The organism is Aquabacter sp. DMC10 (genome assembly GCF_056314145.1).
In genome coordinates this window covers 21308-35565 of record NZ_JBQUYX010000004.1, presented here as the reverse complement: position 1 = coordinate 35565, position 14258 = coordinate 21308, and the positions used below count along the sequence as shown (strand labels likewise).

General features: G+C 68.0%; 12 protein-coding genes. All 12 read left to right on the top strand.

Features of this window, described 5'->3' with window-relative positions; all coding sequences use genetic code 11:
* The first annotated feature begins 5 nt into the window (after positions 1–5).
* Positions 6–1829 (top strand): AMP-dependent synthetase/ligase, encoded by a 1824-nt coding sequence (locus ACT54L_RS11975; RefSeq protein WP_476085816.1) that lies wholly within the window; start codon positions 6–8, stop codon positions 1827–1829.
* 201 nt (positions 1830–2030) lie between these two features.
* Positions 2031–2408, top strand: a complete 378-nt coding sequence (locus ACT54L_RS11970) for a twin-arginine translocation signal domain-containing protein (protein ID WP_476085815.1) — start codon at positions 2031–2033, stop codon at positions 2406–2408.
* Positions 2409–2489: 81 nt separating this feature from the next.
* The gene (locus ACT54L_RS11965; protein ID WP_476085814.1) at positions 2490–3908 is read left to right on the top strand and encodes a sensor histidine kinase; all 1419 of its coding nucleotides are present in this window, start codon (positions 2490–2492) and stop codon (positions 3906–3908) included.
* The gene (locus ACT54L_RS11960) at positions 3905–4942 is read left to right on the top strand and encodes an NADH-quinone oxidoreductase subunit B family protein (RefSeq protein ID WP_476085813.1); all 1038 of its coding nucleotides are present in this window, start codon (positions 3905–3907) and stop codon (positions 4940–4942) included. Before ACT54L_RS11965 ends, ACT54L_RS11960 begins: the two co-directional genes overlap by 4 nt.
* Positions 4939–6417: a nickel-dependent hydrogenase large subunit gene (locus ACT54L_RS11955; RefSeq protein ID WP_476085812.1), complete on the top strand. Its 1479-nt coding sequence runs from the start codon at positions 4939–4941 to the stop codon at positions 6415–6417. The genes ACT54L_RS11960 and ACT54L_RS11955 overlap by 4 nt, the downstream gene beginning before the upstream one ends.
* A gap of 7 nt (positions 6418–6424) precedes the next feature.
* Positions 6425–8728 (top strand): carbamoyltransferase HypF, encoded by a 2304-nt coding sequence (gene hypF, locus ACT54L_RS11950; RefSeq protein ID WP_476085811.1) that lies wholly within the window; start codon positions 6425–6427, stop codon positions 8726–8728.
* A 201-nt stretch (positions 8729–8929) separates the two neighbouring features.
* Positions 8930–10075 (top strand): hydrogenase small subunit, encoded by a 1146-nt coding sequence (locus ACT54L_RS11945; RefSeq protein WP_476085810.1) that lies wholly within the window; start codon positions 8930–8932, stop codon positions 10073–10075.
* Positions 10072–11886, top strand: a complete 1815-nt coding sequence (locus ACT54L_RS11940) for a nickel-dependent hydrogenase large subunit (protein ID WP_476085809.1) — start codon at positions 10072–10074, stop codon at positions 11884–11886. Before ACT54L_RS11945 ends, ACT54L_RS11940 begins: the two co-directional genes overlap by 4 nt.
* A gap of 10 nt (positions 11887–11896) precedes the next feature.
* Positions 11897–12652, top strand: a complete 756-nt coding sequence (cybH, locus tag ACT54L_RS11935) for a Ni/Fe-hydrogenase, b-type cytochrome subunit (protein ID WP_476085808.1) — start codon at positions 11897–11899, stop codon at positions 12650–12652.
* Between the two features lie 233 nt (positions 12653–12885).
* Positions 12886–13506 carry a HyaD/HybD family hydrogenase maturation endopeptidase gene (locus tag ACT54L_RS11930; RefSeq protein WP_476085807.1) on the top strand — a complete coding sequence of 207 codons (621 nt, stop codon included), beginning with the start codon at positions 12886–12888 and terminating at the stop codon, positions 13504–13506.
* A gap of 3 nt (positions 13507–13509) precedes the next feature.
* The gene (locus ACT54L_RS11925; RefSeq protein ID WP_476085806.1) at positions 13510–13836 is read left to right on the top strand and encodes a HypC/HybG/HupF family hydrogenase formation chaperone; all 327 of its coding nucleotides are present in this window, start codon (positions 13510–13512) and stop codon (positions 13834–13836) included.
* A complete protein-coding gene (locus ACT54L_RS11920; protein ID WP_476085805.1) occupies positions 13836–14243 on the top strand; it encodes a thioredoxin domain-containing protein in 408 nt (135 codons plus the stop codon). The genes ACT54L_RS11925 and ACT54L_RS11920 overlap by 1 nt, the downstream gene beginning before the upstream one ends.
* The last annotated feature ends 15 nt before the right edge of the window (positions 14244–14258 follow it).

The window sequence follows — 14258 nt, the reverse complement described above, 5'->3', positions numbered from 1 at the left end:
CTCCCATGACCGCGACGCCCGTCTTTGATCCCCCTGCCCTCACCTTGCCCCAGATGCTGCGCCGCCAGGCGCAGCAGAACGGGGTGCGCACCGCCATCCGGCAGAAGGATTTCGGCATCTGGAAGCCGCTGAGCTTCCAGGACTATTTCGCGCGCGCCAGCGCGGCTGGCCTCGGACTGCGGGCGCTCGGCCTCGCCGAGGGCGGGCATGTGGCCATCCTCTCCGAGAACCGGGTGGAATGGGTGCTGGCGCAGCTGGGCGCCGGGCTCGTGGGCGGCGTGACGGTGGGCGTCTATGCCACCAGCCCCTCCAATGAAGTCGCCTATGTGCTCGACCATTCGGATGCGCAGATCGTGGTCTGCGAGGACCAGGAGCAGGTGGACAAGGTGCTCGAGCGCCAGGCCGAACTGCCCAAGGTCAAGCGCATCGTGGTGATCGAGCAGAAGGGGCTGCGGGCCTATCCCGATGGCCTCGTCCTCTCCTTCGCGGCGCTGGAGGACCTCGGGCGCGCCTATGGCATCGACCATCCCCGCCTCATCGAGGAGTGCCTGGAACGCCAGGGCCTCGATGACATCGGCCTGATGATCTACACCTCCGGCTCCACGGGTAAGCCCAAGGGCGCGATGCTCAGCTACCGCAACCTCAGGGCCGAGGCCATCGCGGTGGTGGACACGCTTTCCCTGGATGCCGCCACCACGCATCTGTCCTATCTGCCGCTCTGCCACGTGGCCGAGCAGATGCTCACCACCATGGCGCCCATCTATCTGGGATCGCAGATCAATTTCGGCGAGAGCATCCGCACGGTGCAGGAGGACCTTCGGGAAGTGGCGCCCTCCATGTTCCTGGGCGTGCCGCGCATCTGGGAGAAGCTGAACGCCTCCATCTACATCAAGCTCATCGAAGCCGGCGGCCTGCGCCGGGCCTTGTTCGAGCGCGCCTTTGCCCTGTGCGAGCCCTTCGCCGAGGTGCCGCCCGCCCGCCGCACCCTGGCGCAGCGGGCGCTCTTTGCGGTGTGCTATGTGGCGGTGTTCCGGGCGCTGCAGAACTATATCGGCCTCACGCACTGCAAGGTGGCCATGACCGGCGCCGCCCCCATCTCGGCCAAGATCGTGCGCTTCTTCCGCACCCTGGGCGTCCCGCTGGTGGAGGTCTACGGCGCCACCGAGACCTCGGGCCTCGCCTGCGGTCAGCGGCCGGACCATCTGGTGCCGGCCTGTGTCGGCAGCCCGGCGCGCGGCGTGGAGCTGCGCCTGGCGCCGGAGACAGGGGAGATCCTGGTGCGCGGCGACATCGTCTTTGCCGGCTATTACAAGTCCCCCGACGCCACCGCCGCCGCCATCCGCGACGGCTGGCTCCACACGGGTGACGTAGCGGAAATGGTGCAGGGGCAAGTCAAGATCGTTGACCGCCTGAAAGACATCATGATCACCGCCGGAGGAAAGAACCTCTCCCCCTCGGAGATCGAGAACACCGTCAAGGCGAGCCCCTATGTGAAGGAGTGCATCGTCATCGGCGAGCGGCGCAAATATGTGTCGGCTCTGATCCAGATCGACGGGGAGACGGTGGGCAAGTGGGCGGAGGAGAAGGGCGTCGCCTACACCCATTTCCGTTCGCTCGCCGAGCACCCCAAGGTGCGCGAATTGATCGAGGGCGAGATCGCCGCCGCCAATGCCCAGCTCGCCCAGGTCTCCCACATCCGCCGCTTCCATCTCCTGGTGAAGGAGCTGGACCACGACGATGACGAGGTCACCGCCACCATGAAGGTGCGCCGCTCCAACATCCAGAAGAAGTATGCCTCTGAAATCGAAGGCCTTTATGCCAGCGCCTAAGCGGCAAGGGAGGCCGGTTAACCATGGCCGACGGCGGCGGTGAGCAGGATGACGTAAAGCGCCTGCGCGCCCCATCTTCGCCCGGTTCGGGAACCTGAATGCCTCCTGAAGCGTCTTCGACGCACGGCGTCGCTCCAGTCCGGCGAACTCGGCAGGGCCGGGGTCTCCTGGCACGGGCGGCGCGCGCAGAAGGAAGAACAGATGATCGAACGCCGCCGCTTTCTGAAGGGCCTTGTTGCCGCAGCCGCCGCTGCGCCGGTCGCGATCCTGGCGGGCAAGGCCGAGGCGCAGGCCTGGTTCCCGCCCGGTCCTCCCGGTCCGCCGCCGCCCGGCCCACCGCCGCCCGGAGGCCGTCGTCCGCCGCCGCCCCCGCCCGCGCGCTGGGAACGGGTGCCTCCGCCCCGCCCGGGCTTCGTCTGGGCGCCCGGCCACTGGACCTGGAGCGCGCGCGGCTGGCGTTATGTCTGGGTGCCCGGCCAATGGGTGCCGGCCCGCCGCGGCTACCGCTATGTGGGCGCCACCTGGGTCAATCGCGGCGGCGTCTGGGTGTTCGTACCCGGCCGCTGGGTGCGCTGGTAAAAGCCCCGTCCCGCCCGGCGCTGTTGTCGCCGGGCGGCCTCCGGGCGTAGCATGAGGAAGGGTCCCTCCCGACGAGCCGCCATGACCTCCTTCCGCGCCCCTTCCGATGCCGTTGCGCCGCCGCCCGCCGCGGCAACGCGCGCGCCGCACCTCGGGGCGCCGGACGAGGGGGGCGAGCGGGATACGGAGCAGGCTTGGATCTCTGTCATCCGCAAGATGGACGAGACCTATGCCGAGCTTCTCGCCCAGCAAGTGGAGCTGGAATCCAAGAACGAGGCGCTGGAGGAAGCCCAAGCCTTTATCGCCGGCATCATGGCGTCCATGACCGACGTGCTCATCGCCTGCGACCTCGCCGGGCGCATCGAGCAGGTCAACGTGGCCGCCGAACGCCTGTTTGGACGGCCTGGCTCCGCGCTCCAGGAGATGCGCCTTGCCGACCTGATTGATCCGTCCTCCCCCACAGGCGTCGCGGACGTATTCGCTATCGTCGCCCAGCGCCAGCGCATCGTGGACACCGACTTCGCCTTTGCCACCCCCGAAGGGCCGTTGCCCGTGTCCGTGAATGGCGCCGCGCGGTTCGATTCCCGCGGCCGCGCGGTGGGCGTGGTGCTCATGGGCCGGCCGGTGGGCGAATTGCGCAAGGCCTACCGGGATCTGGCCGCCGCCCATGAGGGCCTAAAGCAGGCCCAGCAGCAATTGGTGCATGCCGAGAAGATGGCCTCCCTCGGCCGCCTGGTGGCGGGCGTCGCCCACGAGCTGAACAATCCCATCTCTTTCGTCTATGGCAATGCCCACGCCTTGAAGCGCTACACCGACCGTATCACCGCCTTCCTTGATGCGGTGGAGCGGGGCGCGACACCGGCGGAGTTGAAGGCCCTGCGCGCCTCGCTGAAGCTGGACCATAGCCGCGCCGACCTGCCCGCAACCCTGGCCGGCATATTGGAAGGCGCGGAGCGCGTGCGGGACATCGTGGCGGACCTGCGCCGCTTCTCCGCCGACCGGCGGGAGGCGCTGGAGACCTTCGACATGGGGCCGCTGGTGCGGTCCGCCCTGGAATGGGTAGCCAAGGCCCAAATGCCCGGCATCGAAACCCGCCTCGACCTGCCCGAGGGCCTGGAGGTGGAGGGCCATCCCGGTCACCTGCACCAATTGCTCATGAACCTGATCCAGAACGCGACCGATGCCATGGAAGGACGGGACAACCGGCGGCTGGAAATTTCCGGCGACCGGCACGGCGACCGGGTGATGCTGGCCGTGCGCGATACCGGCCCCGGCCTGCCGGAGGAGGTGGCGTGCCGCATGTTCGACCCCTTCTTCACCACCAAGCCAGTGGGCAAGGGAACCGGGCTGGGCCTGTCCATCTCCTATCGCATCGCCGCCGAGCATGGCGGCGCGCTGACCGCCACCAACCATCCGGACGGCGGTGCGGTGCTCACCCTCTCCCTGCCTGCCGCCAAGGGCCACGCTTTCTCCCCGACCCAGTCCAGGAGCCAGCCATGAGCGGCCTTGCCACCTTCTCCGGCACGCCAGCCGCCCCCTTCACCGTCCTGTGGCTCCAGTCCGGCGGCTGCGGCGGCTGCACCATGTCGCTGCTTTGCGCCGAAGGGCCGGACCTGATGACCACGCTGGAGGGAGCGGGCATCTCCCTGCTCTGGCATCCCAGCCTCTCCGAGGAGACAGGGGACGAGGCGCTCGACATCTTCGCCCGCATCCAGGCCGGCGCGCTCGTGCTCGACGCCCTGTGCGTGGAAGGCGCGCTGCTGCGCGGCCCCAACGGCACGGGGCGCTTCCACATGCTGGCCGGCACCGGACGGGCCACCATCGAATGGGTGCGCGAACTGGCGGGCCTTGCCCGCTATGTGGTGGCGGTGGGCACCTGCGCCGCCTATGGCGGCGTGACGGCCGCCGGCCTCAACCCCACCGATGCGTGCGGGCTCCAATATGACGGGCGGCGCGAAGGCGGGGCGCTGGGCGCCGGCTTCCGTTCCCGGGAGGGACTGCCGGTCATCAATGTGGCGGGCTGTCCGACCCACCCCAATTGGGTCACCGAGACACTCATGCTGCTGGCAGCCGGGCTGGTATCTCCGCAGGATCTCGACGCCTACCGCCGACCCCGTTTCTATGCGGACCATCTGGTCCATCATGGTTGCACGCGCAACGAATATTATGAGTACAAGGCGAGCGCGGAGAAACTCTCGGATCTCGGCTGCATGATGGAGCATCTGGGGTGCCTCGGCACCCAGGCCCATGCGGACTGCAATACCCGGCCCTGGAACGGGGAAGGCTCCTGCACCCGTGGCGGCTATTCCTGCATCAACTGCACCGCGCCCGAATTTGAGGAGCCCGGCCACCCCTTCCTGGAGACGCCCAAGATCGCCGGCATTCCCATTGGCCTGCCCACCGACATGCCGAAGGCGTGGTTCATCGCCTTGTCGTCGCTCGCCAAGGCGGCCACGCCTGAGCGGCTGAAACGCAATGCGGTGAGCGACCATCCGGTGGTGCCGCCCACGGTGCGGGACATCAGGCGGCGATGAGCATCCTGGAGACGGGGTCGGAAGAGGCCCCCCGCCGGCTGATTGTCGGCCCGTTCAACCGCGTCGAAGGCGATCTGGAAGTGCGCCTGGAGGTGGCGGAAGGCGCGGTGACCGCTGCCTATGTGTCATCGCCCCTGTTTCGCGGCTTCGAGCGCATCCTGGAGGGGCGCGATCCGCGCGATGCCCTCATCATCGCGCCCCGCATTTGCGGCATCTGCTCGGTGTCCCAATCCCAGGCGGCGGCGCTGGCGCTGGCGGGCTTGCAGGGCATCGGGCCAACGGAAAACGGCCGCATCGCCACCAATCTGCTGGTGGCGACGGAGAACGTGGCGGATCATCTCACCCATTTCCATCTCTTCTTCATGCCGGACTTCGCCCGCGCCGCCTATGCCGGGCGGCCCTGGTTTGCCGAAGCCGAGGCCCGCTTCAAGGCCGGGCGCGGCACCAGCGCGCGCCGCATGGTGGAAGCGCGGGCGACGCTGTTTCATGTGCTGGGCCTGCTGGCCGGGCGCTGGCCCCATACCCTGGCCATCCAGCCGGGCGGGGTGACGCGGCGGGCCGACCGGCGGGACCAGATGCGCCTGCTCGCCACCTTGCGCGCGGTGCGCGGGGTGCTGGAGGCACAGCTTTTCGGCGCGCCGCTGGAGCGGGTGGCGGAGCTTTCCGACCCGGCGGAACTGGAAACCTGGCGAGCCAATGGGCCGCAAGGCGATTTCCGCCTGTTCCTGGAGATCGCCGCCGACCTCGGGCTCGACCGCATGGGGCGGGCTTATGACCGTTTCCTGAGCCACGGCGCCTATCCCAGGGAAGGCGGGCCCTTCTATGCCGCCGGCATCGTCACTGACGGCGAGCGGGGAAGGCTCGATCCCACAGGGATCACCGAGGACCACACCTTCGCCCGCATGGAAGAGCGCGGTCACCCGCACCATCCCTTCGCGGGTTCCACCCTGCCTGATGCGGCGGACGAGACCGGCTATACCTGGTGCAAGGCACCGCGCCTGTTCGGCCGCCCGTTCGAAACCGGCGCCCTGGCGCGGCAAGTGGTGGACGGCCAGCCGCTTCTCACAGCTTTGGTGGCGTACGGGGGTGGCACCGTCTATTCGCGCGTGGTGGCGCGTCTTTGGGAAACGGCGCGCACCCTCATCGCCATGGAGGCCTGGGTGCGCGCGCTCGAACCGGACGCGCCCTGGTGCGCCGAAGGGATCAACCCGTCCATCGGACAGGCGGCGGGGCTCACCGAGGCGGCGCGCGGCGCGCTCGGCCATTGGGTGAGCGTGGAGAAGGGGCGCATCGCCCGCTACCAGATCATCGCCCCCACCACCTGGAACTTCTCGCCCCGTGACGCGCAGGGCGTCCCGGGTCCCCTGGAAGCGGCCCTTGTGGGAGCGCGGGTGGAGCCGGGAGAGAAGACGCCCCTCTCCGTGCAGCACATCGTGCGCTCCTTCGATCCGTGCATGGTCTGCACGGTGCATTGAGGCGGCCATGGCGGAGAAGGCGGGCGCGGAGATCAGCGTCACGGGCATCGTCCAGGGCGTGGGCTTCCGGCCCTTCGTCTGGCGGCTCGCCCAAAGGCTTGGCCTTCACGGCACGGTGGCCAATGCGGGCACGCGCGTGGTGATCCATGCGGGTGGCGCGCCACACGCTCTTGATGCCCTGGAACAGGCCCTGCGCGCAGAGGCCCCCGTCCTCGCCCGCATCGAGAGCATCCTTCGCGCTCCCGCTGCGCCGCCGCAGGAGGACGGGTTCCGCATCATCGAGAGCGCGGCGGGCGAGGTGAGCGTGGGCATCGTACAGGACATGGCCACGTGCTCCGAATGCCGGGCGGAAATGGCCGATCCCACCGCGCGCCGCTTCCGCTATGCCTTCACCAATTGCACCGACTGCGGCCCTCGCTTCTCCATCGTCACAGACCTGCCCTATGACCGGGCGCGCACGACCATGGCGGGCTTTGCCCTCTGCCTGGACTGCCGCGCCGAGTATGAGAACCCCGCCGACCGACGCTTCCATGCCCAGCCCGTGGCCTGTCCGGCCTGCGGGCCGCGCCTCATGCTCCAGGCGGCGGATGCGCCCTCCCTTGAGCGAGAGGAGGCGCTCGCGACGGCAGTGGCGCGGCTGAAGGCGGGCGGCATTCTCGCCGTGAAAGGCATCGGTGGCTTCCACATCGCATGTGATGCCTGCGATGAGGCGGCGGTTGCCGAGCTGCGGCAGCGCAAGCACCGCCCCGCCAAGCCCTTCGCCATAATGGTGGCGGATCTTCCGGCCGCCCGCGCGCTCTGCCATGTGGAGCCCCGGGAAGCCGAAGCCCTGGAAAGCCCCGCCGCGCCCGTGGTGCTGTTGCGCCGCCGTGAGGATGCGAGGCTCGCCCCCTCCGTGGCGCCCGGCCAGGAGCGGCTCGGCCTGATGCTGGCCTACAGCCCTCTCCACATTCTGCTCCTGGAGGCGTTCGGCGGTCCGCTGGTGATGACCAGCGCCAACCGATCCAACGCGCCGCAGGTCTATCGCGATGACGAGGCCCGCACCGAACTCAGCGGCCTTGTGGATGCCCTCCTGACCCATGACCGGCCCATCGCCCGGCGGCTCGATGACAGTGTGGTGCAGGTGGTGGGCGGCCGGCAAACGGTGCTGCGGCGCGCCCGCGGCCTTGCCCCCATGCCCCTGGCGCTGCCAGAGGATTTCGCCGGACGCCCGGCCATCCTCGCCACCGGCGGCGGGTTGAAGAATGCGCTGTGCCTCACTCTGGGCGGGCGCGCACTGCTCTCCCAGCATCTGGGGGATCTCGACGAACCCGCCACAGCCGAAGCCTTCGAGACCGCACTGGCCGATTGCTCCGCCCTGTTTGGCCATCGCCCCGAGGCTGTCGCCTGCGACCTCCATCCCGATCTCTTCCCCAGCCGCTTCGCCGCCGATTTCGCTGAACGGCACGGCCTGCCGCTGGTCGAGGTGCAGCACCACCATGCCCATGTGGCGGCGGTGATGGCGGAGGCGGGCTGGCGGCGCGCGGACGGCAAGGTGCTGGGGATCGCACTGGACGGCCTCGGGCACGGCACCGACGGCACGGTCTGGGGCGGCGAGCTTCTGGTTTGCGACTATCTCACCAGCGCGCGGCGCGGCCGCCTGAAGCCGGTGCCGCTGCTGGGGGGCGATGCCGCCAATCGCGAACCCTGGCGCATGCTGCTGGCCCATCTCGACGCGGCAGGCGAAGCGGCGGCGGCCGATGATCTTCTCGCCGGAAAGCCCCTTTCCACCTTGCGCGCCATGGCTCGCAAGGGTCTGAACGCACCGCTCACCAGCTCCGCTGGCCGACTGTTTGATGCCATGGCGGCACTCGCGGGCCTTGCCCCCGATCGTCTGTCCTTCGAGGGGCAGGCGGCGATGGCCCTGGAGGCAGCGGCAGGACGGCTGGAGGGCGCGCCTTATCCCATGGTCATCGAGGTACGCAACGGCCTCGTGGGAGAGGACCTCCTGGAGATCGATCCCAGCCCGCTCTGGCGCGCCGCCCTCGCCGATCGTGCAGTCGGCGCACCCGCCGCCACCCTGGCCGCCCGCTTCCATGACGGGGTGTCTGACGCCTTCGCCCAGGCCGCGCTGCGCATTGCGACCGACGCGGGGCTCGGCACGGTGGTGCTGTGCGGGGGCGTGTTCCAGAATGGCCGGCTGCTGGAAAGCCTCACCATGCGCCTGGAAAATGCAGGCCTGCGGGTCCTCGCCTCCGCCGATGTGCCCACCAATGATGGTGGCCTCGCGCTGGGCCAAGCCGTGGTGGCGGCGGCGCGCCTCTCCGCCTGACCGGTCACGGGCTTTCCGCCCCGCACGTCCACCGGGAACCGGCTTTCCGCATCCCCCACTCTCCACAGTGGCCGAAAGCCTTGTCTTGCAACAGTTCCAATCTGTGGCACGGCGGTTGCTGAAGACACCCCAAGCGCGCACGGGACCACAAGGGGCTCAGCCCCGCCGGCAGCGCGAGGTTCCACCGGGGAGGGACGCCGCATGGCCGGCCTCGAAACATTCTATGACGTCATGCGGCGGCAGGGCATCACCCGCCGCTCATTCCTGAAATACTGCTCGCTCACCGCAGCCGCGCTTGGGCTGGGGCCGGAATTCGCGCCCAAGATCGCCCACGCCATGGAAACCAAGCCCCGCCTGCCGGTGCTCTGGCTCCATGGCCTGGAATGCACCTGCTGCTCGGAGAGCTTCATCCGCTCGGCCCATCCTTTGGTGAAGGACGTCGTCCTGTCCATGATCTCGCTGGACTATGACGACACCCTCATGGCCTCAGCCGGGCATCAGGCGGAAGCCATCCTCGACGAGGTGATGACCAAGTATAAGGGCCGCTACATCCTGGCCGTGGAAGGCAATCCGCCGCTCAATGAAGACGGCATGTATTGCATCATCGGCGGCAAGCCCTTCGTCGACCAGTTGAAGAAGGTGTCGAAGGACGCGGCGGCCATCATTTCCTGGGGCTCCTGCGCCTCCTATGGCTGCGTCCAGGCCGCCCGCCCCAACCCGACCCGCGCCACCCCGGTGCACGAGGTGATCTTCGACAAGCCCATCATCAAGGTGCCGGGCTGCCCGCCCATCGCCGAGGTGATGACCGGCGTCATCACCTACATGCTCACCTTCGACCACATCCCCGAGCTCGACCGCCAGGGCCGGCCGAAGATGTTCTATTCCCAGCGCATCCACGACAAGTGCTACCGGCGCCCCCATTTCGATGCCGGCCAGTATGTGGAGCAGTTTGACGACGAAGGCGCGCGCAAGGGCTATTGCCTCTACAAGGTCGGCTGCAAGGGCCCGACCACCTACAACGCCTGCTCCACCGTGCGCTGGAATGACGGCGTGTCCTTCCCCATCCAGGCTGGCCATGGCTGCATCGGCTGCTCGGAAGACGGCTTCTGGGACAAGGGTTCCTGGTATGCCCGCCTCACCGACCTGAAGGGCGAGGGCTTCGGCATCGAGGCCAATGCGGACCAGGTGGGCCTTGCCGCCGCCGGCATCGTGGGTGGCGCAGTGGCGGTCCATGCGGCGGTCAGCGCGCTGAAGCGCGCCCAGCACAAGGGAGATGGCCCAAAGCCCGCCGCCCCGCCGCCGCCCGCCCCTTCCGCCAAAACCAATGACCAGGGAGGCGCCCAGTGACCATCCAGACCCCCAACGGCTTCAGCCTGGACACGTCCGGCCGCCGCATCGTCGTCGATCCCGTCACCCGCATCGAAGGCCATATGCGCTGCGAGGTGAATGTGGATGCCAACAATGTCATCCGCAACGCGGTCTCCACCGGCACCATGTGGCGCGGGCTGGAAGTGATCCTGAAGGGCCGCGACCCGCGCGACGCCTGGGCGTTCGTGGAGCGCATCTGCGGCGTGTGCACCGGCTGCCATGCGCTCACCTCGGTGCGCGCGGTGGAAGATGCCCTCGCCATCAAGATCCCCAACAACGCCTTCCTGATCCGCGAGATCATGGCCAAGGTGCTGCAATGGCACGACCATGTGGTCCATTTCTATCACCTGCACGCGCTTGACTGGGTGAACCCCATCAATGCGCTGAAGGCCGACCCCAAGGCGACCTCGGCGCTCCAGCAGGCCATTTCCGACCATTCCAAGTCGTCCCCCGGCTATTTCCGCGACGTGCAGAACCGGCTGAAGAAGTTCGTGGAGAGCGGCCAGCTCGGCATCTTCAAGAACGGCTATTGGGACAACCCGGCTTATCTGCTGCCACCCGAAGCGGATCTTCTTGCCGTCACCCATTATCTGGAAGCCCTCGACTTCCAGCGCGAGATCGTGAAGGTCCACACCATCTTTGGCGGCAAGAATCCCCATCCCAATTACATGGTGGGCGGCGTGCCCTGCGCCATCAACATGGAAGGGGACATGTCGGCGGGCGCCCCGCTCAACATGGAGCGGCTCAATTTCGTGAAGCTGAAGCTTCAGGAAGCCTATGAATTCTCCAAGAACGTCTATGTGCCGGACGTGATCGCCATCGCCTCCTTCTACAAGGGCTGGCTCTATGGCGGCGGCCTCTCGGCCACCAATGTAATGGATTATGGCGACTACGAAGCCATCCAGGGCCAAAAATCCACCGACCGGCTGCCCGGCGGCGTGATCCTCAACGGCAACTGGAACGAGATCCACCCCATCGACCCGCGCGACCCGGCGCAGGTCCAGGAATTCGTCACCCATTCCTGGTACAGCTACGGCGCCGGCAATAACGACAAGGGCCTGCATCCCTGGGACGGCGTCACCGAGCCCAAATATGAGCTGGGCCCGGCCGCCAAGGGCACAAAGACCAATATCGAGGCCGTGGACGAGGCCGCCAAGTATAGCTGGATCAAGGCGCCCCGCTGGAAGGGCAATGCGGTGGAAGTGGGTCCGCTCGCCCGCTACATCCTCGCTTATGCCCATGGCGTGCCCTATGTGAAGGGCCAGGTGGACGAGGCGCTCGGGCGCTTCAATACGCTGGCCGGCACCAACCTCACGCCCCAGCAGGCCTTGCCCACCACCATCGGCCGGACGCTCGCCCGCGCGCTGGAGGCCCATTATTGCGCCGAGATGATGCTGGGCGACTTCGACAATCTCATTGCCAACATCAAGGCTGGCGACACCGCCACCGCCAACATGGAAAAGTGGGACCCCAAGACCTGGCCGAAGGAAGCCAAGGGCGTGGGCACGGTGGCGGCGCCCCGCGGCGGGCTTGGCCACTGGATCAAGATCAAGGACGGGCGGATCGAGAACTACCAGTGCGTGGTGCCCACCACCTGGAATGGCGGGCCGCGTGATCCCAAGGGCAATATCGGCGCCTTCGAGGCCTCGCTCATGAACACCCCCATGATGCGCCCCGAGGAGCCGGTGGAGATCCTGCGCACGCTGCACTCGTTCGATCCGTGCCTGGCCTGCTCCACCCATGTGATGTCGCCGGGCGGCGAGGAACTCGCCCGCGTCACCGTGCGCTGAGGAGGCGGCCATGACGGATGCCTCCCCCGCTTTGCCCGCCGTCGCCTCTCCCCCCGCCGCCGGCATTCCGGCGGAGCGGGACCCGGCGGGGCGCAAGCTGACCACGGTCTATGTCTATGAGGCGCCGGTGCGCCTCTGGCATTGGGTGAATGCACTCTCCATCGTGGTTTTGTGCATCACCGGCTATCTCATCGGCTCGCCGCTGCCCACCTTGTCGGGGGAGCCGAGCGCCCATTATCTCATGGGCACCATCCGCTTCATCCATTTCGCGGCGGCCTATATCTTCGCCGTCGGCTTTGTGGGGCGGATCATCTGGGCCTTCTTCGGCAATTCCTATTCCCGCGAGCTCTTCACCTTTCCGTTCTGGCGCAAGAGCTTCTGGCGCGGGCTGTTCGTGGAAGCCCAGTGGTACGCGTTCCTGAAGACCCGGCCGCTGAAATTCACCGGCCACAATCCCCTCGCCCAGACCTTCCTGTTCTTCGTGATGGTGCTGGGCTCGGCCTTCATGATCGGCACCGGCTTTGCCCTTTATTCCGAGGGCGAGGGGCTCGGCTCCTGGCAGGACAAGCTGTTCGGCTGGATCATCCCGCTGCTTGGCGGCAGCCTGTCGGTGCACACGCTCCATCACCTCGGCATGTGGGTAATCATCCTGTTCGTGATCATCCACGTCTATTCGGTGGTGCGCGAGGACATCATGTCCCGCCAGACCATGATCTCTGCCATCACCAATGGCTACCGCACCTTCCGGGACGACGACCCGGAGTGAGCGATTTCACCGGGGCGGCACGTCGCCCCGGTCACAAACCTTCCATTTTTTGATCTAGGTGGCAGATATTCTTCCACCTCTGTGATCCCCTTGTTTCCAGCCGAGCCGGGAAAGGCTTGCGGCGGAAGGGATCTTTCCTCTGCCGCCCGGCTGGCACGGCTTTTGAATTGAAACGGTTCGAAAGTCGCGGCGTCAGACCGCGCCGGGAGGCTCAAGGGGGAAGAACTGTCGCCATGGCCGACGAACGCATTCTCATACTCGGCATCGGCAACATCCTGTGGGCGGATGAAGGCTTCGGCGTGCGCACCGTCGAGCACCTGGATGCCACATACGCGTTTCCTGACACGGTAAGCCTCCTCGATGGCGGCACGCAGGGCCTGTACCTGTTGCCCCATTTGGAGGATGCCGACACGGTCATCATCCTCGACGCGGTGGATTACGGCTTGCCGCCGGCCACCCTTCACGTGGTGCGGGACGAGGATGTTCCCGTCGCCCTTTCCGCCCGCAAGGTCAGCCTCCATCAGACCGGTTTCCAGGAGGTCCTGGCCCTGCTCCGACTGCGTGGCCGCGCGCCGCGTCGCCTCGTCCTTGTGGGGGTGCAGCCCCACACGCTCGACGATTATGGCGGCGGCCTGACGGAGGGTGTCGCCGCCCTGGTGGCGCCGGCGGCGGACCACGTGGTCGGTCTCCTGCGCGCCGAATTCAATGTCGATCCCCGCCCGCGCGCCGCAGCGGCGCCCGACATCCTCGCCCCCGCCGTGACGCGCGCCGCCTATGAAGCCGGCCGCCCCAGCGCGGAGGAGGCCTGCCGCATCGGCGATGCCCGCGTGCTCGCCCGCGGCACGGGAGTCTGAGCCATGTGCGTCGGCATCCCCATGCGCCTCCTCTCCCGGTCCGGCGATGCCGGCCTCTGCGCGGGGACCGATGGCCCGCAGCCGGTGGATCTCTCCCTCGTGCCCGATGCGGAGGCCGGCGACCATCTCCTGGTCTTCCTCGGCGCCGCCCGCAGCCGGCTCGATCCCGAGGAAGCCGCCCGCATCGCGGAGGCGCTGGCCGCCTTGTCGGCGGTGATGGCCGGCCAAGACCCCGCCCTCATCGACCGCGCCTTTGCCGATCTCGACCGGGAGCCCCAGCTCCCGCCCCATCTGGCTGCCGCCTATGCCGCCGGCCGCAAGGAGGCCTGATGCTCGACACCGCCCCCCCTCCCCCCGCTTCCACGCTCCATCCCTTGGTGCAGCGGCTCCTCGCCTGCCACGGCTATGCCTATGCCGAGGCGCTCGATGCCCTCGCCGACCCGCGCGATGTGCTGTTGTTCCTGCCCTCCCATGCCAAGGCGCACCTGGAGACACCCGACATCGCCGTGGTGCTGCCGGAACTGGTGAAGGCGCTCGATCCCTCCGGCGCCCGCCTCACCGGCGCCGTGGCCGGACCGGCGCTGGAGACCGAACTGCGCGGCGCCCTGGGGCTGGCCCTGCCGGCGCTGGTGGTGGTGCGTTCCGGCGCCGTGGCGGGCTCCGTCGCCCGCATGCGGGACTGGGATGAATATCTCACCCGCCTCTCAGCCCTGCTGCCGCCCGCCTCCACCCACTGACACCGTTCGCGAGCG